This window comes from Acidithiobacillus ferrivorans (genome assembly GCF_016250455.1).
GTDB classification, from domain to species: domain Bacteria; phylum Pseudomonadota; class Gammaproteobacteria; order Acidithiobacillales; family Acidithiobacillaceae; genus Acidithiobacillus; species Acidithiobacillus ferrivorans.
Genome location: NZ_CP059488.1, coordinates 2,862,721 through 2,886,606, shown reverse-complemented (window position 1 = coordinate 2,886,606; position 23,886 = coordinate 2,862,721). Strand labels below are relative to the sequence as shown.

Sequence of the window (23,886 nt, the reverse complement as noted above, 5' to 3'; positions counted from 1 at the left end):
TCAGTAGAAAAGGAGAGATGAAGATGCGACTTTATGCTACGCAGACCAGTCCCTATGCCCGGAAAGTGCGTATCGCGCTGCTGGAAAAAAACATCCCCTGTGCTTTGGAGTGGGTGGATCTCCGCGCCACCGACCATGGCGCACTGGAGCACAATCCCTTAGGTAAGATTCCTGTGTTGGTGCGTGATGACGGCGCGGCCGTATATGACTCAGCAGTAATCATCCAGTATCTGGAAATTTTGCGCCCCGAACCAGCCATCATCCCGCATGATCCGGAAGCCCGTATTGCGGCATTGCGGATTGAAGCGCTGGCCAGCGGTATTATGGATAGTACGGTTGCCTGGGTGTTGGAGCAACGTCACAGTAACGATTGCCAGGATCTCGATATGTTGCAGCGTGCCCGTGGCAAGATCGTTGCCGCATTGGCGGTGCTGCAGGAGGAGACATGCGGGTGGAAAGATGTGGCCGCAGCGCCCGTGTTAAACCTGGCGCAGATTGCGACCATCGCCGCGGTCGGTTATGTCGATCTGCGCGCGCCGGATTTCTTGTTGCAATTCCCGGAGTTGACGACCTGGATGCACGCCCTGCGTCAACGTCCCGGCATCAGTGCCACTGTGCCCCAGTAATTTTCGTGAAAATTGCCACCTGGAACGTCAACTCCCTGAAGGTGCGTCTCCCGCAAGTGCTGGAATGGCTGGGTAGCGAGCAGCCCGATGTCCTTTGTCTGCAGGAGACCAAGTTGGTCGATGCGCGTTTCCCGGCGGCCGAACTGGCGGACGCAGGTTATCTGTCGCTCTATCACGGTCAGCCGACCTATAACGGTGTTGCCATCCTGAGCCGGACGGCACCCGAGGACGCCCGCTGTGACTGGCCAGATGGGGGTGACGGACAGGCACGACTGTGCGCCGCCAGCTTTGGCGACATACGCGTCATCAATGTTTATGTGCCTAACGGTCAGGCCTTGGACAGCGACAAGTATCCCTACAAATTACAATGGTTGGAGCGTCTGCGCACGCTGCTTGCCGAGGAGTTGCAGCGCTGGCCGCAATTGCTGCTGGTAGGGGACTTCAATGTTGCCCCTGACGCCCGTGATGTTTACGATGCTGCGTCCTGGGGGGACGGCATACTTTGCTCACCTCCCGAACGGGCGGCGCTGGGTGCGCTGTTGAGCCTCGGGCTGCATGACAGTTACCGTAGCCTGTACCCGGACGCGCAGGCGTGGAGCTGGTGGGACTACCGCGCGGCAGCGTTCCGGCGCAATCAGGGGCTGCGCATCGACCTGATCCTGGCCTCGAGTCCACTCCTGGCGCGCACTCAGGATGTGGTCATCGACCGCGCCGCGCGAGCGGCAGAGCGTCCGTCAGATCACGCGCCCGTCTGCATCACGCTGGAGAACGAGACATGATTGGTATCCTGGTCGTCAATCTGGGCACCCCTGATGCGCCTGCCGCCCCGGCAGTGCGCCGCTACCTGCGCGAGTTTCTGAGTGATACCCGAGTAGTAGAACTTCCACGGATACTCTGGTGGCCCATCCTGAATGGGCCCATTCTGCTGTTTCGTCCTGCCCGTTCGGCGCGCAATTATGCCAGCATCTGGCTTCCCGATGGATCACCCCTGATGGTCTATAGCCAGCGCCAGTGTGATGCGCTGCAGGCCCGCTGGGATCAACAGTTTCCCGGTCAGGTTCGGGTGGAGCTGGCTATGCGCTACGGTAAGCCGTCCATTGCACAAGGCTTGGCGGTGCTGCGTGATGCTGGATGCCGCAAGATTTTTGTGGTGCCGCTTTATCCCCAGTATGCGGCAGCGACTACCGCCTCCATTTTTGATGCCGTGGGCAAAGCGTTACGACAATGGCGGGAAATTCCAGAAATTCGCATGATTCGGGACTGGTATGAACACCCTGCCTATATTCACGCCCTGGCGGATAGTATCCGTGCCTGGTGGCAGGAGCACGGACAGGCGGAGCGCTTGCTGATTTCTTTTCACGGCTTGCCGGAAAGCGGTGTTGCTAAGGGCGATCCCTACCGTAGCCAATGCGAGAAGACCACCGCACTGCTGGTAAAGGAGCTCGCTTTGTCTGATGAACAATGGGTACAAACTTTCCAGAGTCGCTTCGGCGCCGCCAAATGGCTGCAGCCCTATACGGATAAAACACTCGTTGAGTTGGCACATTCCGGAGTGTTCCGCATCGATGTCGTCTGCCCCGGGTTTAGTGCGGACTGTGTGGAAACACTGCAGGAAATTGCCCTGGAAGGCAAAGAAACTTTCCTCCAGGCGGGCGGCCAGGAGCTACGCTATATTCCTGCGCTCAATGACAACCCCCTCTGGATGGCGGCGTTCAGTCAGATTCTTGAACCCCATTGGCGTCATTGGGAGAGCTCGGAAAATTTTGCCGTTTCCGCGCAGTCAGGCTAAAATCGGCTCGAAACTACCTTAGCAGTACCTTTTTCAGGCTTTTAACCCATAGGACTCGCGCCATGATGATCAGCAAAGACAAAGTCGTCACTATCGACTATTCCCTGACCGATGAAGAGGGGGAGCTGATTGACAGCTCTGTGGGTGAAGAGCCCCTCGTCTATCTCCATGGCCACCACGGCATCATCCCCGGCCTGGAGCAGGCTCTGGCGGGGCGTCGTGTCGGTGATAAGCTAGAGGTTTCCATCCCACCCGAAGAAGGTTATGGCGATTGGGACGAAGATCTGGTTGAAGTAGTGGGTGTGGAAGATTTTGACGACCCGGAAGAACTGGAGATCGGCACCCAGTTTGAAACCATGACTGAAGATGGCACACGCCTTGCCACGGTAATCGATATCGAAGGCAACGAAATTACCGTCGATCTCAATCACCCGCTGGCTGGGATGACGCTGAACTTCGATGTGACGGTGCTGGAAGTGCGGGATGCCACTACCGAAGAGCTGGCCCATGGTCATGTGCATGGGCACGGAGCGCATGACGAGGATCATTGATGCGTTGATGCTGCACTGGTTGACGCGCTTGTTGGCTGGGTAGGCCGCCTTGCGTGGTCTGGGTCTGATGTCTGGAACCAGCGCCGACGGTGTAGATGCCGCTGTGCTGGATTTTGACGTCGCGGGTTGTGCGGGTTACCAGGGTATCTTTGGGTGCTCTTTTGATCCGGCTTTGCGTGCGGAGGTGCTGGCTGCCAACCGGCCACTGAGCGTTGAGGCGATGGCGCGGCTTGACCGGCGTCTGGGTGCCTGTTACGCGCAATTGGCGAGCGCTGCTATTGCCCATCTCGGTCCGGTAGACTTTATCGCCTTGCACGGGCAAACCATTCGTCATCAACCGCACCCGGCACCCGGCTTTACGCTGCAAATTGGTGCGGCGGCTGATATTGCCGTGGCCACCGGTCTGACCGTGGTCCACGATTTCCGGCGTGCCGATGTGGCGGCCGGGGGAGAAGGGGCGCCGCTGGTGCCACCTTTCCATCAATTCTGCTTTCAGGAAAAACAACCCCGTCTGGTACTCAATCTCGGTGGTATGGCCAACGTGACTTGGTTGCCGGGCATGGACGACCCCCGTCCATTGCTGGCTTTCGACTGTGGGCCAGGCAATGTGCTGATGGATGCTGCCATGCATTTGTGCAGTGCTGGGCGATTGACCTGTGATGTGGATGGCCAAATGGCCGCTGACGGACTTTGCGATGCTGTATGGTTAGCGGACCTGCTGACCCACAGGTTTTTCCGGCAGCCACCCCCCAAAAGCACCGGGCGGGAAGTGTTCGGGTTGCCCCTGGTGACGCAATGGTGGTCATCCTGGCAGGGCACCGCGGCGGATTTTCTGGCCACACTGACGGCATTGACCGCGGTTTCTGTGGCACAGGCGATAAGGACTTGGACACCGGGTGCTGCAGAAATGCTGGTGTTCGGTGGCGGTGCCGAAAACCCGACTCTGATGCGCGTTCTACAAGGGGCCCTGGCAGAGACCCGAATTGTGCACGGTGGGCAGTACAGCGGCATTCCCAGTCAGGCTTTGGAGGCGTTGGCTTTTGCCTGGCTGGGCGGCCAGTGTTTGCTGGGGCAGCGTCTGCCCTGGGCGCACGTTACCGGGGCGCAACGCCCCATGACTCTGGGTAATATTCTGCCCGGAGATAACTGGCCAGATCTGCTTGTCCATCTCTCGAAAAGGATGGAAATCACCGCAAAGGAAAGATCATATGGGGCGCTTCCCACAGCCTGACATCAGCAATTGCTGGCATCCCGGCGGCGGAACGGCCGTTTATGGCATTCTCGGTCAGTCGGTCACGCACAGTCTCTCGCCATGGATGCATCGTCTCTTTGCCGCGCAGCAGGATCGGGACCTGGTTTATGTGCCCTTTCCGGTGCATGCAGAGGCGATCGCCACGGCGCTGGCCGGACTGCCGGCGCTTGGTGTGCGCGGCGTGAATGTTACGGTCCCCCATAAAGAGGCCGTGTTGCCGCTGATGCAGCAGCTCAGCGCGACGGCGCGTGCCATCGGCGCGGTGAACACCGTGTGTTTCACGCCCTCGGGCATGGAAGGATACAATACGGATGCACTCGGTTTTCAGCGGGCGCTGGAGCGTGCCACAGGGCTTGGCTGGCAACAATATCCGGCGACGGTGATTGGCGCGGGGGGGGCGGCCCGGGCCATCGTCTACGCGCTCGGTCATGCCGGATGTCCGGCCATTTATTTAGCAAATCGCCACCTGCCGCGTGCCGAATCTCTGGCTGCACAGTTTCCCGATCTCCCGGTGCACCCCATTCCGTTGGACTCGGGGGCACTGTCTGCGGTGTTGCCCCTCAGTGTGTTACTGATCAATACCAGCGTGCGGGGCTTGCATGGGGAACATCACCCGGAATTGGATCTGACCCGCATGCCCAAAAATGGCAGTGTATATGATATCGTCTATAACCCTTTGACAACGCCTTTACTACGCGCCGCCCGGCAGGCCGGGCTGGGCGCGATTGATGGGCTGGGCATGTTGGTAGAACAAGGCGCGGAGAGTTTTCGAATATGGACGGGAACTTTGCCGCAGACCGCCGCCGTGGAGGAGATCTTACGCCGATGGCTACAAATCCAGCACACATTGCGTTGACGCCCGTATTGCGGGCATTAGTCAGCAACGGGCTAAGCGACGAGGCACAGTTGCAAAGCCTTGCCGCCGATCCGGCGCGTGGCAAGATGCCGCTGCTGTTTTACGCGGTTGAGAAGGGGGCAGTTCCTGCCACTGTGCTGATGGCGCACCTTTCGGCGCGCTATAACATGCCCATGCTCGATCTGGATGCAGTCATGATTAATGAGTTGCTCATCCGGAAGCTCGACAAAGGACTGATGACCCGCTATCTGGTGCTGCCCTTGTCGAAGCATGGGGACACCCTCTACCTCGCCATGGCAGATCCTACGGATTTTAAGGCGGTGGAAGATGTGAAGTTCAACACCGGCCTGCAGGTATTGCCGATACTGGTCGAGGCCAATAAGTTGGTAAAGGCGGTGAATGCCGCGACCAATAGTATGCAAGGCGGGATTGACGCTGTTTTCATGGATAAACCGCGCGACGAAGAAGAGCAGGAAGAATTCGATCTTGCCCAGGACAATGATGGCAATGTCGAGGATGCGCCCGTGGTGCGTTTTGCCCGGCAATTGCTGCTGGATGCCATTCAACGCGGGGTTTCCGATATTCATCTGGAACCCTATGAAAAGGATTTTCGGGTGCGTTACCGCCTCGATGGCGTATTGCAGGATGTGCTGCATCCGCCGGTGGCGTTGCGTGATGGTGTCACTTCGCGCCTGAAGATTCTCTGTCGCCTGGATATTTCTGAGCGGCGTTTACCCCAGGATGGCCGTCTGCGGGTCAGGGTGCCACCGGCACGGGTTATTGATTTCCGGGTCTCTTTTTTGCCCACCAGTTTTGGCGAAACCATTGTGCTGCGCTTGCTGGATCCGGCCAGTTCCAAGGTGCCCATAGAACAATTGGGCTTTTTGCCAGACCAGCGCAAAGCTTTTGAAGTGGCTATCCACCGGCCCTACGGTATGATCCTGGTCACCGGCCCCACGGGTTCGGGTAAAACAACGACCCTCTACACCGCGCTGAATATTCTCAACACCGGCGACTGCAACATCAGTACCGCAGAGGATCCTGTGGAAATCCCGGTATACGGGATCAATCAGGTGAATATCAACGAGCGTATCGGTCTCAGCTTTGCCGCGGCCTTGCGTTCCTTCCTGCGCCAGGATCCTGACATCATTATGGTCGGTGAGGTGCGTGATCTGGAAACCGCGGAAACGGCCATCAAAGCCGCCCAGACGGGTCATCTGGTGTTGGCCACCCTGCATACCAATGATGCACCACAGAGTCTCACCCGTCTGGAAAATATGGGCATCCCTACCTATAACATAGCGGGCGGTGTGCACCTGGTGATGGCGCAACGACTCGCCCGCAAACTCTGCCCGCACTGTAAAAAGCCGCTGCGCATTCCCGAATCGGTCCTGATTGAGGCGGGATTTGCGCCCGAGGATCTGCAGGGCTGGCGCCCTCTGGGCGCGGCGGGCTGTGATCAGTGCAATAACACCGGGTATAAAGGTCGGATGGGACTCTATCAGGTGATGCCGGTGAGCGATGCTATGCGTGAAATCATTATGCGCGGAGGTACTTCCATCGACCTAGCGCGGCAGGCGGCACAGGAGGGGGTACTGACCATGCGGCAAAATGGATTGAGGCGGATCAAGGAGGGCGTCACTAGCCTTGAGGAGGTTTTGCGGGTGACCAATCTTTGATTTTGCCTCCCCGTCTGCGCGGATATTTTGTACGGAGCGTCACAAATACGACACAGTGGGCGGTAGTGGTGCGATGAATTATGGCGGTGTAACGTCCAGCAGAACTCAGTGGCGGGGCGCATAATATGCCGGAGATGGTGGGCGACTGGCGGCGCCTTTGGGGGATTTCCGCTTACCGCTTGCTCATCACCGCGGTTATTGCGGTCCTGTTACACTTGCCAGCCAGTGAGACCATTATCGATCTGGGGGGACACGTAACGCTGTTGCGTGTCCTCACCCTGGTGGCCGCCGCGGTCAGTCTCGGTTATTTGTTGGCACTTTTGTTGCGGTGGCCGGTGCAACCGCGTCGCCACGCCTGGATTCAGGTGTCGACCGACACCTTGCTGGTGCTGCTGTTATTGTATTTCGGGGGAGGGGTTAGTGGTCCCTTTAGTATCCTTCCTTTCTTGCTGCTGGTGTCCACGGCGAGCCTGTTGCGCGGCAAAAGCGCTTTTGTTTTTGTGTGGATATTGCTTACGCTACTGGTTGGTGAGCCACTCCTGGGTGGAATGACGACCGTGCACCCGCCGCTTGGCCAGCTTTTTATATATATTCTGGCGTTGGTGGCGGTGGCAGTGCTGGCCGACAGTCTGGTCATCAGCCTGGAACGCGGCAACCGCCTGGCGCTGCAAAGAGATGCAGAGGTTGTCAATCTTAACGCCCTGAATCGGGAAATTGTGCAGCATATGGATGTGGGTGTTTTCGTGCTGGATCGGCAAAACCGCGTTATTCTCAGCAATCCCATTGCGCGAACGCTTTCGGGATACCGGCTATGGACTTCCGCACCCGCCGACCTCGATCTGGTGCAGCCGCAGCTGGCCAGCGCATTGCAACAACCAGCACAGGGGGACGGCGAGATGGTAATCACCTTGGGTGGACGTGATCCAACCCTGCAGGATGGTGCACAAACCCTGCTGGTACGCAACATCGCTCTGCCTCGGAGCCCCTATCGTCTGTTGCTGCTCCGCGATGCGTCAGCATTGCGTGCCCGCGAACGGGAGGCCCAACTGGCAGCGCTGGGTCGTCTGGCGGCCAATATTGCCCACGAAATTCGTAACCCGCTCAGCGTGATTCGGCACGCTGGTAACTTGCTTGGTGAGCGCGTGGAAAACCCCGACTCGCGGCATCTTTTTGAGATACTGGAACGAGAGACGGTGCGCATCAATGCCATCGTCGAATCGGTACTGGAGATGGCCCGCCCCAGCCCGGCGCATTCCGAACCCATCCCGTTGGCAAATTGGTTGCAGGTGCTCATCGCCCAGCTGCAGGCCGACCCGCTACTTGCACCTATGACGATTGTTGTCTGGGAAATTCCCCCGCAGCTTCAGGTTTATGCCGATCCTGCGCAGCTACGCCAGGTATTCTGGAATCTGCTGCATAACAGCGCGCAGTATGGGGTGACAGAAGAAGATGCGACGATGCGGGTGGAAATCGAGACGGTGCATGCGGACAAGGAAACCGTCATGGTGACACTGCGGGATTTTGGATCGGGTGTGCACCCGGAGGTGATGGAGCGTATTTTTGAGCCGTTTTTTACGACCAATTCTCAGGGTACCGGACTGGGCTTGTCTATGGTGCGCGAGCTGTTGCGTATCAATGGTGGTCGCATTGATTGTGAAAATCATCCACAGGGCGGTGTGCTATTCCGGATTTTTCTCCCCTGCTGGTGCCTGGAGGGGGAGGAATGATGGCCGATTTTTCCGTGTTGCCACCTGCCCTGATCGTGGATGATGAGCCGAATATCGTTGAATTGCTGGGCATTACGCTGCAAGGTATGGGCATCGCTGTCATCGGTGCCTATTCCCTCGCAGAGGCCTACGCCTGCCTCGCCGAAGGTCCCCCCTCTTTATGTTTGAGTGATCTGCGTTTGCCGGATGGTTCGGGTATTGATCTGGTACGTCGTCTGCACGTGTTGCATCCGCAAGTGCCGGTCGCCATGATTACCGCCTACTCCTCCGCTGATGGCGCCGTCGAGGCGATGCAGGCAGGGGCCTTTGATTACATGGCTAAACCCATCGAACTTGCGCGTCTGCGGCGACTGATATCGCAAGCTGTCGATCTCGCTCGCCTGTCACCCGTTGGTTCGGACGGTACGCAAAGGCTGGTGGGCGATTCTCCGGTCATGCGGCGCTTACGCGACGATATCCGCCGTGTTGCGCGAAGTAATGCGCCAGTACATATTACCGGTGAGTCTGGTACTGGTAAGGAGTTGGCAGCGCGTGCGATCCACGCCTCGGGGGTCCGTCACGACAAACCTTTCGTGGCAGTCAACTGTGGTGCCATTCCCGAGGGACTGGTCGAAAGTGAGCTCTTTGGTGCCGAAAAGGGGGCTTACTCCGGTGCTGTACAGCGCCGCGAGGGGCTCTTTGTGGCGGCCAATGGCGGCACCATTTTCCTGGATGAGATCGGTGAACTACCGATGATGGTGCAGGTTAAGCTCCTGCGCGCTATTCAAGAGCGCAGCATTCGTCCGCTGGGTGCCGCGCGGGAAATTCCCCTGGATCTGCGTTTCATCTCCGCTACCCACCGCGATTTGCAAGAGATGGTTATCGCCGGTAACTTTCGTCGGGATCTCCTGTATCGGCTGGATGTCGTGCGCCTCCAAATGCCCCCCTTGCGCGAGCATCCGGAAGATATTCCGCAGTTGGCAGAGGTGATTCTGCAACGTATCGGGGGTGCGCAGCCTGGTGTGCCGACGCGGTTGCCCGCAGGGATCCTTGCGCGACTGGGTGGCTACGCCTTCCCCGGCAATGTCCGCGAGCTGGAAAATTTGCTGGAGCGTCGTCTCGCGTTACAGCGGGACGATATTCTACCTGAAGAACTTATATCTTCTGGCAGCGTGGCGCCAGAAAGCAGCGCGCTTGCCGCTGTATCGGTAAGTGTTGCGGCAGCTGGTTTAGACACGGCCGAGGCAGCATTGCTGCGCCAGATGCTGGAGCAGACCGGAGGCGACCGGCATCATGCCGCAGATTTGCTGGGTGTCAGTGTGCAGTCGTTGGAACTGCGACTCAGCAGATTGTCTCTGGAAGAAATTGCATGACACAGGATGCAATGAGTGTAGCCTATCTCTTAATTGCTCTGCTCGGTCTGCTCATCGGCAGCTTCCTGAATGTGGTGGTACATCGGGTGCCGCGCCACGAATCCATCATTCATCCCGCGTCGCACTGCCCGCACTGCGGCCATCTGCTGCGGCCCTGGGAAAATATCCCGGTCCTGAGCTGGTTGTTGTTGCGTGGCCGCTGCCATGCTTGCGGCAACGCTATTGCCTGGCGTTATCCGGCGCTGGAACTCCTGACCGGCCTGCTCAGTCTGGTGGTCGTCGGGCAACTGGGCCTCACCTGGCAACTGATCCCGGCCTTGGTATTCACCTGGGTACTGCTGGCGCTGGCCATGATTGATCTGGAGACGCAACTGTTGCCTGATCGTATTACCAAGCCGGGACTGCTGATCGGGTTACTGCTGAATGGGTCGGCACTTTTATGGCCGGGGATAGGGTTGGTAACGCCCCTGGATGCCTTGCTCGGTGTATGCATTGGCTATGGCAGTCTGTGGTTGCTGGCCACGGTGTATTATCGGGCGACCGGGCGGCACGGAATGGGCGGCGGCGACCTAAAATTGCTCGGCATGATCGGTGCTTGGCTGGGCTGGCAGGCGGTCTTTTTAACCCTGTTTATTGCGGCACTGAGTGGCGGATTGGTCGCCCTGAGCTTTCTGCTGCGCGGTAAGGGCCGGGACTATGCCATGCCCTTTGGTCCTTATCTGGCGCTGGGGGGCTGGCTCCTGCTGTTGTGGCCGCAAGCCATCCTCTCCGGCTATCTACACCTGCTGGGTTCCTGAATGGCACTGCGGATTGGCCTGACAGGAGGGGTGGCCTGCGGCAAAAGCACGGTCGCCGAGATGCTCAAGGCGGCGGGCGCCCAGGTGCTGGATGCTGATGCCATCGCCCGCGAACTGGTGGTGCCGGGCAGCCCGACCCTGCAAGCCATTATTGCCCATTTTGGCCCGACTTTTCTAGGCGAAGAAGGTGGCCTCGATCGCGCCGCATTGCGGGCACGGATTTTTAGTGATCCGGCGGCGAAAGTCTGGCTGGAAGCCCTTCTCCATCCCCTTATCCGTGCATCCTTTATATCGGCCAGCAATGCATGGAGTAGAAGGCATCGACAAGCTCTAATAGTCTGGGTGGTGCCCCTGCTGGTCGAAAATGGCTATCGCCCATTGCTGGATCAGGTCCTGGTCGTCGATTGTCCCCGCTCCGTGCAAGTAGAGCGCCTGCGTGCTCGTCCTGGCTGGACAGAGGGCCAAATCTCTGCGGTGCTGGCGGCGCAATGTGATCGTGCTGTGCGTAATGCCGCCGCCGACTGGATTATTCCCAATGAAGGGTCGTTGCCTGAGTTGCAGACCCAGGTTGCTCTCTATCTTCGTCATTTGCAGGGAACATAACGATTTGCTTAGGGAAAGCACCTGTGGCAACCTGTGGGGTACTGCCCGGAAATGGTGCGCTGTTTCGTGGCACCGTGGCTTCGTGCAGTGGCGGTGACTCTTGAATGAGGTACGGCATGGCCGTTTATGAACACCCACTCCATGAACGCGCACGCCTTTTGTTGCGCTTGGAGAGCGTCTTTGCGCAGGTGCAACAGGAAGTGGCGGACACAACCGGTCTGCGCGATGCCTTGCGTCCTTTCAATGAACTGCTTGATTTTTGCAGCCGCCCGGAGTTGCGCCTTGATATCATTCTGGAACTGGAACGGCTTGGGCAGAGCCTCGCTGTCTGGGCGCAAAACCCGGAGATTGACGAAATCCCTTTGCGCGCCTGGCAATTTCGCATAGACCAACAGCTCAAAGTGCTGCGCGAGCACCGTGAACCTTTCGGCCAATTGTTGCGCCATCAGGAAATCATCCAGCTCGCGCGCGGCCGATTGGGTGTGGCCGGGGGGCTTGCGGACTGTGATCTGCCCATCCTGGCGTTCTGGAACCAGCAAGCCCCCGCGCGGCTCCACGGTCTGCTGAATAACTGGCAGAACAGTTTGAGGATTTTACAGAATAGCACTGATCTGATCCTCGCCTTATTGCGCGACTCCTGCACATGGTTGACTGTGGAAGCCCCGGAGGGGCGTTATGGTGCGCCTTTGGATCCGCGCCGTCCGCCCTCTTTGATTTGTCTGGAACTGACAGATCAAGCCGATTATTATCCGAAAATCAGTGGGGGTATTCATCGCTTTCATATTCAGTTACTGCAATGGTTGGACCAGGGAACGGCACGCGCGGTAGAATCCACGGTAAAATTCAAACTGGGCCTCAGTGCCCTCTAGACGATCAACCCTCTTCCAGTAAAGGACCGTACCATGCATATCGGCACCACCCTCAGCCAATTTATTATTGAAGAAACGCGCCTCTACCCCGGCGCCTCTGGCGACTTCGCCGCTTTGCTCAACGATCTCACCATTTCCTGCAAATTTATTGGGGCGCAGGTGTATCGCGGTGCTTTGGTGGGAGCGTTGGGTAGCGCGGGGACAGATAACGTGCAGGGTGAAGTCCAGAAAAAGCTGGATATCATCTCCAACGAAGCCATCCTCAAGTCCATGGACTGGACTGGCCATCTTGCCGGCATGGCCTCTGAGGAGATGGATGATCCTTACGCCATCCCCCAAAATGTGCCGCGCGGCAAATATCTATTACTTTTTGATCCCCTGGACGGTTCCAGCAATACCGACGTCGGTATCAGCGTCGGGACCATTTTCAGCATCCTCAAGGCACCAGTAGCCGGGCGTGACGCGGAACTCGCCGACTTCCTCCAACCCGGTGTGGAGCAGGTCTGTGCCGGCTACGCCCTTTATGGTTCCAGCAATATGCTGGTGTACAGCACCGGCTACGGGGTCAATGGCTTTACCCTTGATCCATCCATCGGTGAGTATATGTTGACCCACAGCCAGATGCGTATTCCCGAGGACACCAGCGAATATGCGATCAACATGAGCAACCATCGCCACTGGCAGAAACCGGTGCAACGTTATATCGACGAACTCAATCAGGGTACGGATGGACCCCGTCAGCGCAATTTCAACATGCGCTGGGTTGGCTCCATGGTTGCGGACGTGCATCGCATTCTGTGCCGTGGCGGCATTTTTCTGTATCCCTTTGATCAGCGTGATCCGAAAAAGCCCGGCAAGCTGCGTCTGCTCTACGAGGCCAATCCCATGTCCTATCTGGTAGAACAGGCGGGCGGCGTGGCCAGCACCGGTACGACGCGGATCCTGGATATCGATCCCCAGGGTTTGCACGAGCGTGTCCCCGTTATCCTGGGTGCCAAGAATGAAGTGGAGCGGGTAGTCGCATATCATCGTGACTCATTTTGAAGACCACGAGGTCGGCGCAATTTGATTAGGGCAACTCCAGTTGTCTATAGGTTCAAGCATGCGACGTTGAGGAGATGCCTGGGGGTGTTATGAGAAAATGTCATCAGTTCAAAAACACCACAAAGACGAACAAGGCGTTCATAGCGTTATTGACGCTTGTGATCAGCCTCGCGTTCCCGGTAGCGGTGTACGCCAATGGCGTACCTTTGAAGCGCGAAGCCCAGCATGTCGGGCGCGCGCTTGGTTCCACCGCACATAGAATCGGTCAGGTCGGGAAAGAGGTTGGCGTTGGGATTGCGAAAAGTGCAGTCGACGTTGGGCATGCGGCAAAGGCGGGAGCGATCGAATTTTGGAGCGCCCTGCGGGGACGCGGTACGGCGAATAATCGTTCGCTGCCCCCTCCCAAGTGATAAAGAATCAGGCGGGATCATTATCACTTTCTGAAATAACTGCGTTGTAACGTGCCAATATGATACGCCTTCCCCATTTTATGGCCGATTTTTTAAGGAGAAAAGGTGTGGGAGTTCTTGTTGATAAAGGTGCAGCGTTGATGGCGACGGGGGGTAACGCAAGCAGTATGCATGCTTTTTGGAAAGGTGTACTTTTTCTGTCTGTCCTGATCGGCTATCAAATGCTCACCTATGTGGATATTTCTGCAAAAAATCCGAATGCACTGGTTGTACTTTCGGCATTTATACCTGTTATGGTTGCCCTATTTCTGGTGTCTCGGTGTGCGCGCTTTAAGGAATTTTGGGTTATGATGGCTGCTATTTCTGGCGTAATAATATGGCGTAATAGTGCGACTATTGCGCACTATGTTGGCTGGATATGTATGGTGCAGCGGAGTGCGCTGTTTACCCTGTTAGCATTTGCTTTCGGACTCACTTTGCGCTCCGGCCACATACCGCTGGTCTCACGGATTGCAGAGATGGTGCATGGTCCACTGAATGCACGACTGGCGCGCTATACGCGCCAGGTGACGGTGGCATGGACACTATTCTTTACAGCGCTGGCAATTTTATTGTTTTTAATATTTTTTATCCTTGGTCAGCATGTATGGGTATTGATTTCCGGTGCGGCTAGCACAGTATTGATTGCATTAATGTTTATCATTGAATACGCTGTTCGTTGCCGCCAAATCCCCATCAGTGAGCGGGGCAGTATGGGGGCTGGCGTCCGGGCTTATTTTGCCGACAGGCAATCCGTTGCTATTATAAAATCGGATTCATAATTTGGAATTTATGATGTTTATTTTTTAACAGGGGGTTTTTCTAGGTATGAATTATCTCCCGATGATGACGCATCAATCACTGGATGATGCCGTGGCCATTCGCCAAGGCCGAGGTGTCACTCTGCGGCAATTCCTGGCTGATGTGAATTATATCCGACAGCTACTCCGGCCTGGACAGCATTTGCTGAATACCTGTCAGGATCGGTACCATTTCATGGTAGGCCTCGCGGCGGCAATGGTTGCCGGGAAAACCAGCTTGCTGCCTTCCACGTACACCACCGAAAGTGTTAAAAAAATAGTCGATTTCGCGCCAGACCTGTTTTGCATTGGCGATGATGGGAATGATATGGGCTTCCCATACCTGGCGTTTCCGATTGTTCTGCCAAATGCGCCTGTCGATAGCTCACCCACTATCCCGCGCCTGGATGAATCGCTCCCGGTGGCTTACGTGTTTACATCGGGGTCGACTGGAATACCCGTACCTCACCTTAAAACATGGGGAGATCTCGTGCATTCGGTGCGGGCGGAGGCTCAGCGCCTGGGGTTGCTCGATGGCCGCACCTACACGGTGGTAGGTACCGTTCCACCACAGCATATGTATGGCTTTGAATCTACCATTCTTATGCTTTGGCAATGTGCTGGTATAATCGCCACGGAGCGCTATTTCTACCCAGCGGATATCTATGCAGGAATTTCCTCAGTAGCGCGACCGCGCGTTTTGATCAGTACTCCTGTTCACCTTCGTTCTATGCTCGCTACTGATACGCCATTGCCAAGTGTGGATTTGCTGCTTTCGGCCACGGCACCACTAACTCGGGATCTCGCAGTAAGCGCAGAAGCCCGCTTTGGCGGCGAGCTGCTCGAAATTTATGGCTCCACGGAAACTGGCGTAGTGGCAACGAGGCGCACGAGCCAAACGAAGGAGTGGCATTTGCTCCCGGGATTGTCGTGGATGACGAAGGGTGATCGGATTAGGATACAGGGCGGGCATTTGCAGCAGGCGATGGCGGTTGGCGACGCCGTAGAAATAGTGGATGAACAACATTTTCTGTTATATGGGCGGATGGAGGATCTCGTAAATATAGCAGGGAAACGTAGTTCTATTTCACATTTAAATCATCAGCTCACATCTGTCTCCGGAGTTCTGGATGGGGTGTTTTTTATGCCCGATGAAAGTGATGATGGGCGAGTAACACGTTTAGTGGCATTTGCGGTGGCCCCGGACTTGGATGTAGAAATAATAATTGAGCGGCTCAAGCAGTGTGTGGATCCAGCGTTTATTCCTCGCCCGCTAAAGATCGTGGATAGCCTGCCTAGGAACACTACTGGTAAGATCTCACGAGAAGCCTTAAAAGCAATGGTCGAAGCTTTGATGGGTAATGAGGAGCGTTCGTCTGAAATATTATGACCATAGGTTTACAATTCCGGTTGGGCACCCGGTATTCGCTGGCCATTTTCCGGGAAATCCGATTGTGCCCGCCGCCTTGCTTCTGGATGAGATTGTTTGCGCTATGGCCGCAACGGGAGATTTGCCGATAAATGATTGCAGTATTAGCTCGGCGAAATTCTACAGCACGGCGGCACCTGGTGAATTGCTGAATCTTCGCGTGCTCGTGGCAGATGCACTGCCCATGACCTTTGAAGTCCATGCGGGCGCTCGTCTGGTCGCATCCGGCGACTTCTCTGGGCATGTTTTGGAGCGACTCTAATAATGGTTCACCGGTTTAGCACGGTTCAACAATCGCCGGATAGCGAGTGGTTTAGAAGCCCCGAGCGGGGAAGCCGATTTATGCTGCGCCTGATGATCTGGATTTCGAAAAAGATGGGAAGGACTGTCGGTCGTGTGGTGTTGTATTTGATTGCGGGCTATTTTTTGCTTTTTGCGCCCGCTGCGCGGGTTGCCTCCCGGGTCTACCTTACCCGCGTTCTCGGGCGCCGCGCCGATGCCAGAGATATCTATCGTCATTTCCTGACGTTTGCTACGACGATTCACGATAGAGTGTATCTGCTCAGTAATGATGATTCATCGTTTACTATCCAGTCGCATTTGTCCAAAGACGTGGAACAGGCGATTGCCGACATGCGTGGAGCCCTGCTGGTGGGGGCGCACCTGGGCAGCTTTGAGGTATTGCGGTCTGTCGGTCTGAAGTATCCTGGGGTGCCGGTGGTGATGGTGATGTATGAGGATAATGCAAAAAAACTCAATGCCACGCTGGCGAGCATGAAAACCGGAGAGCGACCTAATATTATCCCACTCGGTCGTTGGGACACGATGCTGCGTGTTCAGGAGCAATTGGAAATGGGTGCGTTGGTTGGTTTCCTCGGTGACCGGTCCGTCGGGTCAGAGAAAAAGCGGATCGTCCCATTCCTCGGAGAGCCCGCCGCATGGCCGAGCGGCACTTTTCGTATTGCGGCACTGCTCAATCGGCCCTTGTATTTTATGGCCGGTCTTTATACGGGTCCAGGGCACTATGAAATATTTATAAAGCAGATTGCCGATTTTTCTTCGGTAGAGAAATTGGATCAGGACAAGGCTATTCAGGATGCGATGTTAACCTATGTCAATGAGATTGAAAATTGCTGCCATATGGCCCCTTATAATTGGTTTAACTTTTATGATTTTTGGGTAAAAACTTCTAATATTTAAGTGAGAGAGGATCATATAAAATGAGTACTGAGCGCGCTCAACCGGAGTCTCTGGCCGCGATCACCGCGCCCAGTAGTAACATTTTATTTTTCAGATCACTACTGCTTCGGCGAATATTTTATCTGCCCAGAAGATATGTCATTGGCGCTGTGCTCGCTTTTTTCCTCGGGGGCTCCATGATAATACAAGCGGCCTCCGCGGCAGACTGGAACATAACACAATTAATGCATGCATTGGCGCAAGTGAAGTCTAGCCAGGCCTCTTTTGTAGAGACCAAGTATATTGGGTTTTTGGATAAGCCAATACAATCATCTGGCAATATGCGCTTTGTGGCACCGGATACGCTGGAAATGCACACTGTCAAACCCAGAGATCAGGTGATGCTGGTACAAGGCAATGTTCTCACCATGGATAAATATACTATTAAATTGGACGATCATCCGGAACTGCTCGCCTTTGTCGATAGTATTCGCGGGGTATTGACCGGAAATACGGAGCTGTTAGAGACGCATTTTATGCTTTCCCTCAAAGGCAAAAAAAATAGCTGGACGTTAATTCTGGTACCGAAGCAAAATGCGTTTGCAAAACAGATCAAGCATATCACCGTTAGTGGTATCGGGCACCTGGTACGCAGTATTGAAATTGTAAAAGCAAATCACGATTGGTCGTTTATTAGTATAAGAAATTCGTCTACTCCATGAGAAAATTCCGATGGTTGATTCTGGGCGTGTGGCTGGCGATTCTGATCGGCGCCATTGGCATAATAATCAATACAAAATTTGAGTCCACGCTATCCGAATTTTTGCCAAGATCATCTAGCGCACAGCAGGAGTTATTGAACGAGCAGTTGCGCAATGGTGTGCTCTCACGCAAGATTTTAGTGGGGATCAACGGCGGCGATGCCGCTGCAAGGGCGCGTATTTCCACTCAAATGGTTCGCGATCTCCGTAAGAATAACCAATTTGAATTTGTGAGTAATGGGAATGCGGGCGTGAATTCCAAAATATATAGTTATCTATTCACGCACCGTTATTTGTTGAGTGCAGCTACCAAGCCGGAGCTATTTTCGGTAAGAGGGTTGCACGATGCGATAGAAAAGACACTCAATGACCTGGCTACTCCAGGCGGTGAGGCAATGGTAGCGCTTTTCCCGAGTGACCCTACTGGAGCCATGATTGGCATGGCGAAGGGGATGAGTGGAATGGCGAAACCGCGAGTCCTGGATGGTGTGTGGGTATCCTCGACTGGAGATAGCGCATTGCTTTTGTTGCAAACGCGATTTCCGGGATCGGATAGTAACGCACAACAACAGGCGATAGCTACTATAAAAAATATATTCAGGTTGGCGCAAAGGGACATGGGGAGCTCTGACCAAAACATCAAGTTACAGTTGAGTGGTGTGGGTGTGATTTCTGTGGCGGCGCGCGATACCATCGTCCATGCCGCAGAGTTGATGTCGCTGATAAGTGGCACATTAATTATTATGCTGCTTTTGTTCGTATACCGGTCGCTGGCGGTGCTCGCTTTCAGCCTTGTACCCGTGATGTCTGGTGTTGTCGTTGGTATTGCGGCGGTGTCTTTAGGTTTTGGGATGGTTTATGATATCACTTTGGGATTCGGCACGGCGCTGATCGGGGAAGCTGTAGATTATTCAATATATTTCTTCGTGCAGGCCGGGGAAATGGCTACTGGTGCGGAGTTATGGAAAAAAAAATATTGGCCCATCATCAGGCTGGGCGTTTTCACCTCAGTGGCCGGTTTTGCCAGTCTGCTGTTTTCTAACCTGCCAGGACTCGCACAGCTCGGCCTCTATGCTATTACCGGCCTACTCACCGCCGCGGGTGTTACCCGCTTTGTATTGCCGAGACTGCCATTGCATCATTTTAAGCGGCGCGATTTCGAGCGGGTGGGTGATATTCTTCTCGACATTATGCGTATGCTGTCGTCCGCAAGATGGGTCGTTATTCTATTGACAGTCATTGCGAGTGGCATTTTGGTTGTCCATCGTGATCATATCTGGAGTCACGAACTGTCGGCACTTAGTCCGGTTCCTAAAGCCGATCAGTTACTCTATGCGAAGTTGCGTAAGGATATGGGGATACCTGATGCAGGATATCTGCTGGTTGTCTCCAGACCAACCCGTAACTTGGCTCTGGAAGAAGCTAGTAAAATTGAGCCGCTATTAGAACGGCTCCAGGTCTCTGGTATTATTGGTGGCTTTCAAACACCTACTCGTTTTTTGCCCGGCGTAGGATCCCAAGTGGAGCGAAGATCAGCTTTGCCTTCGGAACCTGTTTTGACCGCGCGTTTAGAAGCAGCGGTGCGCGGCCTGCCAGTGTCAGCATCACGGCTCTCCCCGTTTGTCCACGCGGTAGAGCGGGAGCGGAAGCTGCCGCCACTGACTTATGCTGAGCTGCCAGCAAGTGTTCGGCAAATGGTAGACAGTATGCTTGTGCATCATGGCCAGGAGTGGAGCGTATTATTACCTGTTATAGCGCCATCATCCGGTAAGGTTGACTCTAAGGCAGTGCAAGCAGTAATGACGCATAATCATGTTGATGATGCTATTTTTGTTGACATTTCTGGCGCCACAAACACGCTTTATTCCGGGTATATCAGGAATGCTCTCAAGCTTTCTCTGACTGGTGTTTTAGGTATTATCATTTTATTGTTAGTGGTCTTTCGATCCGTGATGCGCGTTATTCGAATCATGTTACCATTAATTGCTGCAGTACTTTCGGTGGTGGCTGTATTTGTGATGATGGGTATCGAGTTGAACATTATGAATCTCATTGGGCTGATGTTGATAGTTGCCGTTGGGTCTAACTACGCACTATTCTTTGATCGTGGAGGACAGCTGAACGGAGAAGGCTCATCGCGTACTTTAGTATCTTTAGTTGTTGCCAATATGGCCACGGTCATCGGTTTTGCGCCCCTGGCGTTCTCCGGAGTCCCAGTCCTTCAGGCAATTGGTGCCACGGTTGCTCCCGGCGTGATATTGGCTCTTTTATTTTCTGCCAGCTTGGTTGAGCGAAGAAAAGTGATAATACAACACACATTGTGAGCGCAGAGGCTTACTGTTGAGGGAGTGTTGTGCTTAGCCAGGTTGATGGTTTTGTACGTAATTACAAAGGTTTCTTAGGCAACTGAATATCTCTGTTTTATTGGCTCCTTCGCCAGATAGCATTACCCCATATTTCTTGGTGATTACCATAGACAGCTCCAGGAGATCAATAGAATCCAAGCCCAATGGACCGCCATAGAGTGGGGCTTCTGGATCTACCTGCAAAGGGTCCCCTGGCAGGTTCAAGGATTTTATAATTAAACGGCTTAAGTCTGCTTCTTCTGGGGTAAGGGCCATTCTTTAAGTATCTCCATTTTGACTGTCGTTGTACGTCAGATTCCGCTGGCCTGCCAGAGTGTGCATGGCTTTATTCGCTCTGCACGCGTTGTCAGGAGTGCACCGTTCTCTTGTTTCTGCCGGTGCTCCCTCGTCGAACGTAGTGTTGGGATTGTAACCCAGAATAAGGTGCCGTCCACCATCCTCTGTGGCGGGGTTTGCCAGCGAAGAGGGCATCGGGAGGCGGTGTGATCAGCGGGTGCGGGTTGACTTTTGGCCACTTCGCCATCACAATGGTGTTACAATATCACATTGATTTATAATATATATGTCCATTCTGATGATTTCTGGCGTGACCGCTACAAGTTGCATTGGACGCGGTCTGGAGCAGACCTTGGCCGCATTGCATGGGCGGCGGGGTGGGCTCGCGCCTTGTGTATTCCGCGACATGGTCGTCGATACATGGGTCGGTGAAGTGGCTGGCGTGGATGACGAAAAAATGGATGCAGATCTGCGCGACTTCAATTGTCGTAATAATCGCCTTGCCCAGCTCGCACTTTCTCAAGATGGTTTTACAGATGCTGTTGAGGCGGCCGTCGGTCGCTGGGGGCGACGACGCGTGGGTGTTTTCCTGGGAACGAGCACTGCCGGTATGTCACGTACCGAGTGGGCGTTTCAACATCGTGACGCAGTGAATGGCCAGCTACCGGCAGAATTCGTATATGCAGGTACCCATAGCCCTTATTCCCTTACGGAATTTGTCCGGCGTAAGCTTGCTCTTGCAGGGCCTGCGGTGGCGGTTTCGTCGGCATGTTCTTCCAGTGCGAAGGTCTTCGCCACCGCCCAGCGGATGATAGATTGCGGCCTGATTGATGCGGCAGTGGTGGGCGGTGTGGATTCATTATGCGCGACGACACTCTATGGTTTTGAGTCTCTGGGTCTTTTGGCTAAAGAACCTTGTCGACCATTTAACGGTGATCGGGCGGGCATTTCTATTGGGGAGGCGGCCGCGTATATGCTTGTGGAGAGAGTGGCCGGTCCTCAGGATCGCGAAGCCGTCTGGTTGTTGGGTGTCGGCGAATCAAGCGACGCCTATCATATGTCCTCACCACATCCGGAGGGTCTGGGTGCGCGCCTGGCTATGGAGCGCGCGTTGAGCTCCGCAGGATTGGATCCTGAGCATGTTGACTATATTAATCTGCATGGTACTGGCACTGTTGCAAATGATGCGGCAGAGGCAATTGCCATAGCGAATGTCTTCGGTACCGCAACACCTTGCAGCTCGACGAAAGGGGCTACGGGTCATACATTGGGTGCCGCCGGCGCTTTGGAAGCGGCCATATGCGTATTGGCCATTCAAAACGGCTTTATGCCGTCGAGTCCGTATACCGGACCGCGGGATCATGCGATGAAAATTAATTATATTTCCCAAAATCAGGGAGGTGCGATCTCCACGGTGTTAAGTAATTCATTCGGTTTTGGTGGCAGTAACTGCAGCCTGATTTTTGGCCATCCCATTTAACGAACCGGGGTTTCGCTATGCATCCTGTGTATGTGGACGGCATTGGAGTGTTGGGGCCGGGCATCGAAAGCTGGCAAGAGGCCGTATGTTTACTGAAGGGTGAACATACTTATCTGCCCGGAAAGACGATATTGTCGCCGCCGGAATCCTTACCCCCGGCAGAACGACGCCGCGCCAGCAGAGGGGTTATGGCCGCACTGCAGGTGGGATATGCGGCCTGCGCCATGGCGGATGTCTTGCCTGCGGAGCCGGCATCGGTGTTTGCCTCTTCGGGGGGCGATGGGGATATCTGCAACGCCATTTGTTCCGCGCTGGCCGCTGGCGACCATCTGATATCGCCCACCCAGTTTCACAATTCCGTGCATAACGCGATTTCTGGTTACTGGGGTATTGCCACGGGTGCGATGGCGCCATCGTCTGTGGTGAGCGCCTATGATGGAAGTTTTGCGGCTGGCCTGTTAGAAGCCGTATCGCTGCTGGTGTCGCTCCGTACCCCTGTGTTGCTGGTGGCCAGTGATCAGGATTATCCCTTTCCGCTGTCCACCGTTCGCCCGGTACCCGATATTTTTGCGGTTGCATTGTTATTGACGATAACGCCGCATCCCGGAAAATCTCTGGCGCAGATCCAGATTGCCGGCGACCTGCCCTTTGCCGAGTTGCCGGGGCAAGCGATGTCCGACGTGCTGCTTGACGATCTCTCCAGAGCCATCCCCGCAGCGCGTTGTTTGCCGCTGCTGCAAGCCATCGCGCGGCGCGATACCGGAAATATCGTATTGGAGTATTTGCCTTCTCAATATCTGCTGCTCGAAGTGGCGCCGTGTCGATAGGTCGTCAGTGGATCTCCGATCACCTTCCGCATAAAGGCAATATGCTCTTGCTGGATTGCGTAGAGCGCTGGGATGACGAGCAGATTCTCTGTGTCGCGAGCAGCCATCGAAGCGCAAGCAACCCATTGCGTGTGGGTGGACGGCTGGGTGCGATTTGCGCCGTCGAGTATGCGGCACAGGCCATGGCTGTACATGATGCATTAGTCCGGGCGAAAGAGGGCGGTGAGCCTCAAAGGACCGGTGCTGGTTACCTCGCGAGTGTCCGCGAATTATGTCTGGAAATAACGCGCCTCGACGATATCGAGGGCGATCTGGCGGTTAGTGCAACAAGACTCGCGGCGCACAGTAGTTTGCTTTACAACTTCGCTATCGCTACTGACCGACGTATACTCGTTAGGGGTCGGATCATTATTTTCGTGGCGGCCCAACAGGAAGCCCCTGATGTGTAAACGTGCCTTGGTGACGGGCGGGAGCGGTAGCATTGGTGCCGCTATCTGCCAAAGGCTGGCGGCAGATGGCTTTGACGTTATTATTCACACGCATCGCAACCTGGTAAAAGCCACCGCTTTGGCGGTGTCCATCAGAGACGCAGGCGGTCGCGCGGTGGTGGCTGCCTTCGATATCACCGACCGCGAGACGACGACGCAGTCCATACAGGCGTTGATTGCATCGGGGCCGATACAGGTGTTGATCAATAATGCCGGAATCCACGATGATGCGGCTTTTCCAGGGCTCAGTCCGCAGCAGTGGCAGGAGGTCATAGATGTTTCGTTGAACGGCTTTTTCCATGTGACGCAGGCCGTCTTGATGCCCATGATCCGCACCCGCTGGGGACGGATCATCAATATTACCTCCGTGGCGGCGCTTATGGGGAACCGCGGACAAGTAAATTACGCAGCAGCGAAGGGTGCGTTACATGCGGCGACTAAATCGCTAGCGTTGGAAGTGGCCAGCCGGGGTATTACCGTCAATGCCGTAGCGCCCGGGATTATCGCCACGGAAATGAGTGCGCAGGCTTTTGATGCTGCGCGAATCACCCAGATGGTGCCCATGGGGCGGGCGGGACAACCGGCCGAGGTCGCTGATCTCGTGGGTTTCCTGGCCTCAGAAAAAGCGGCTTACATCAGTGGGCAGATTATATCGGTCAATGGTGCCATGGTATGAACATAGAAAC

25 protein-coding genes are annotated in these 23,886 nt (G+C 55.2%); 24 read left to right on the top strand and 1 reads right to left on the bottom strand.

Features of this window, described 5'->3' with window-relative positions; all coding sequences use genetic code 11:
- Positions 1-23 precede the first annotated feature (23 nt).
- The 20 genes from H2515_RS14430 to H2515_RS14335 all read left to right on the top strand — a co-directional run bounded on the left by H2515_RS14430 (position 24) and on the right by H2515_RS14335 (position 20,087).
- On the top strand, positions 24-626 hold the full coding sequence (locus H2515_RS14430; RefSeq protein WP_014030184.1) for a glutathione S-transferase N-terminal domain-containing protein: 603 nt from the start codon (positions 24-26) through the stop codon (positions 624-626).
- 5 nt (positions 627-631) lie between these two features.
- Positions 632-1,405 (top strand): exodeoxyribonuclease III, encoded by a 774-nt coding sequence (gene xth / locus H2515_RS14425; RefSeq protein ID WP_035190758.1) that lies wholly within the window; start codon positions 632-634, stop codon positions 1,403-1,405.
- Positions 1,402-2,415: a ferrochelatase gene (hemH, locus tag H2515_RS14420; protein ID WP_198660461.1), complete on the top strand. Its 1,014-nt coding sequence runs from the start codon at positions 1,402-1,404 to the stop codon at positions 2,413-2,415. Before xth ends, hemH begins: the two co-directional genes overlap by 4 nt.
- Before the next feature lie 62 nt (positions 2,416-2,477).
- The gene (locus tag H2515_RS14415) at positions 2,478-2,966 is read left to right on the top strand and encodes an FKBP-type peptidyl-prolyl cis-trans isomerase (protein WP_035190764.1); all 489 of its coding nucleotides are present in this window, start codon (positions 2,478-2,480) and stop codon (positions 2,964-2,966) included.
- A 67-nt stretch (positions 2,967-3,033) separates the two neighbouring features.
- On the top strand, positions 3,034-4,197 hold the full coding sequence (locus H2515_RS14410; RefSeq protein WP_232821422.1) for an anhydro-N-acetylmuramic acid kinase: 1,164 nt from the start codon (positions 3,034-3,036) through the stop codon (positions 4,195-4,197).
- Positions 4,175-5,074 (top strand): shikimate dehydrogenase, encoded by a 900-nt coding sequence (gene aroE / locus H2515_RS14405; protein ID WP_198660459.1) that lies wholly within the window; start codon positions 4,175-4,177, stop codon positions 5,072-5,074. The genes H2515_RS14410 and aroE overlap by 23 nt, the downstream gene beginning before the upstream one ends.
- Positions 5,044-6,753 carry a type IV-A pilus assembly ATPase PilB gene (gene pilB / locus H2515_RS14400; protein WP_198660458.1) on the top strand — a complete coding sequence of 570 codons (1,710 nt, stop codon included), beginning with the start codon at positions 5,044-5,046 and terminating at the stop codon, positions 6,751-6,753. The genes aroE and pilB overlap by 31 nt, the downstream gene beginning before the upstream one ends.
- 125 nt (positions 6,754-6,878) lie before the next feature.
- On the top strand, positions 6,879-8,480 hold the full coding sequence (locus tag H2515_RS14395; RefSeq protein ID WP_176712639.1) for a two-component system sensor histidine kinase NtrB: 1,602 nt from the start codon (positions 6,879-6,881) through the stop codon (positions 8,478-8,480).
- Positions 8,477-9,832 (top strand): sigma-54-dependent transcriptional regulator, encoded by a 1,356-nt coding sequence (locus tag H2515_RS14390; protein WP_269802048.1) that lies wholly within the window; start codon positions 8,477-8,479, stop codon positions 9,830-9,832. Before H2515_RS14395 ends, H2515_RS14390 begins: the two co-directional genes overlap by 4 nt.
- Positions 9,829-10,629 (top strand): prepilin peptidase, encoded by an 801-nt coding sequence (locus H2515_RS14385; protein ID WP_035190771.1) that lies wholly within the window; start codon positions 9,829-9,831, stop codon positions 10,627-10,629. Before H2515_RS14390 ends, H2515_RS14385 begins: the two co-directional genes overlap by 4 nt.
- Positions 10,630-11,232, top strand: a complete 603-nt coding sequence (gene coaE, locus H2515_RS14380; protein WP_035190775.1) for a dephospho-CoA kinase — start codon at positions 10,630-10,632, stop codon at positions 11,230-11,232. It begins immediately after the preceding gene.
- Between the two features lie 116 nt (positions 11,233-11,348).
- Positions 11,349-12,101 (top strand): cell division protein ZapD, encoded by a 753-nt coding sequence (locus H2515_RS14375; protein WP_035190778.1) that lies wholly within the window; start codon positions 11,349-11,351, stop codon positions 12,099-12,101.
- 33 nt (positions 12,102-12,134) lie between these two features.
- Complete coding sequence (locus tag H2515_RS14370) at positions 12,135-13,145, top strand: class 1 fructose-bisphosphatase (RefSeq protein ID WP_035190781.1); 1,011 nt, start codon at positions 12,135-12,137, stop codon at positions 13,143-13,145.
- Between the two features lie 89 nt (positions 13,146-13,234).
- Complete coding sequence (locus H2515_RS16205; RefSeq protein WP_035190783.1) at positions 13,235-13,555, top strand: hypothetical protein; 321 nt, start codon at positions 13,235-13,237, stop codon at positions 13,553-13,555.
- Between the two features lie 59 nt (positions 13,556-13,614).
- Positions 13,615-14,376, top strand: coding sequence for a COG4648 family protein (locus H2515_RS14360; protein ID WP_206385114.1), 762 nt, complete (start codon positions 13,615-13,617; stop codon positions 14,374-14,376).
- Positions 14,377-14,422: 46 nt separating this feature from the next.
- The gene (locus tag H2515_RS14355; RefSeq protein WP_198660455.1) at positions 14,423-15,784 is read left to right on the top strand and encodes an AMP-binding protein; all 1,362 of its coding nucleotides are present in this window, start codon (positions 14,423-14,425) and stop codon (positions 15,782-15,784) included.
- Between the two features lie 64 nt (positions 15,785-15,848).
- Positions 15,849-16,085: a hypothetical protein gene (locus H2515_RS14350; protein ID WP_065414110.1), complete on the top strand. Its 237-nt coding sequence runs from the start codon at positions 15,849-15,851 to the stop codon at positions 16,083-16,085.
- Between the two features lie 2 nt (positions 16,086-16,087).
- Positions 16,088-17,023, top strand: a complete 936-nt coding sequence (locus H2515_RS14345) for an LpxL/LpxP family acyltransferase (protein WP_198660454.1) — start codon at positions 16,088-16,090, stop codon at positions 17,021-17,023.
- Between the two features lie 20 nt (positions 17,024-17,043).
- Positions 17,044-17,724 carry a LolA family protein gene (locus H2515_RS14340; RefSeq protein ID WP_198660453.1) on the top strand — a complete coding sequence of 227 codons (681 nt, stop codon included), beginning with the start codon at positions 17,044-17,046 and terminating at the stop codon, positions 17,722-17,724.
- Complete coding sequence (locus tag H2515_RS14335) at positions 17,721-20,087, top strand: MMPL family transporter (RefSeq protein WP_035190797.1); 2,367 nt, start codon at positions 17,721-17,723, stop codon at positions 20,085-20,087. The genes H2515_RS14340 and H2515_RS14335 overlap by 4 nt, the downstream gene beginning before the upstream one ends.
- A 33-nt stretch (positions 20,088-20,120) precedes the next feature.
- On the opposite strand, the gene H2515_RS14330 is transcribed toward H2515_RS14335, so the two are convergent.
- Entirely contained in the window at positions 20,121-20,384 is a 264-nt protein-coding gene (locus H2515_RS14330) for a phosphopantetheine-binding protein (protein WP_035190800.1), read from the bottom strand.
- 307 nt (positions 20,385-20,691) lie between these two features.
- Here H2515_RS14330 and H2515_RS14325 point away from each other — a divergent pair, with 307 nt between their 5' ends.
- Genes H2515_RS14325 through fabG form a run of 4 tightly spaced genes read left to right on the top strand, consistent with a single transcriptional unit; the run spans position 20,692 to position 23,876 of the window.
- Positions 20,692-21,885 carry a beta-ketoacyl-[acyl-carrier-protein] synthase family protein gene (locus H2515_RS14325; RefSeq protein ID WP_035190803.1) on the top strand — a complete coding sequence of 398 codons (1,194 nt, stop codon included), beginning with the start codon at positions 20,692-20,694 and terminating at the stop codon, positions 21,883-21,885.
- A gap of 17 nt (positions 21,886-21,902) precedes the next feature.
- Positions 21,903-22,712, top strand: a complete 810-nt coding sequence (locus H2515_RS14320) for a beta-ketoacyl synthase chain length factor (RefSeq protein ID WP_065414115.1) — start codon at positions 21,903-21,905, stop codon at positions 22,710-22,712.
- Positions 22,703-23,161: a 3-hydroxylacyl-ACP dehydratase gene (locus tag H2515_RS14315; RefSeq protein WP_206385112.1), complete on the top strand. Its 459-nt coding sequence runs from the start codon at positions 22,703-22,705 to the stop codon at positions 23,159-23,161. The genes H2515_RS14320 and H2515_RS14315 overlap by 10 nt, the downstream gene beginning before the upstream one ends.
- Entirely contained in the window at positions 23,154-23,876 is a 723-nt protein-coding gene (gene fabG / locus H2515_RS14310) for a 3-oxoacyl-ACP reductase FabG (RefSeq protein ID WP_035190807.1), read from the top strand. Before H2515_RS14315 ends, fabG begins: the two co-directional genes overlap by 8 nt.
- Positions 23,877-23,886: the final 10 nt, after the last annotated feature.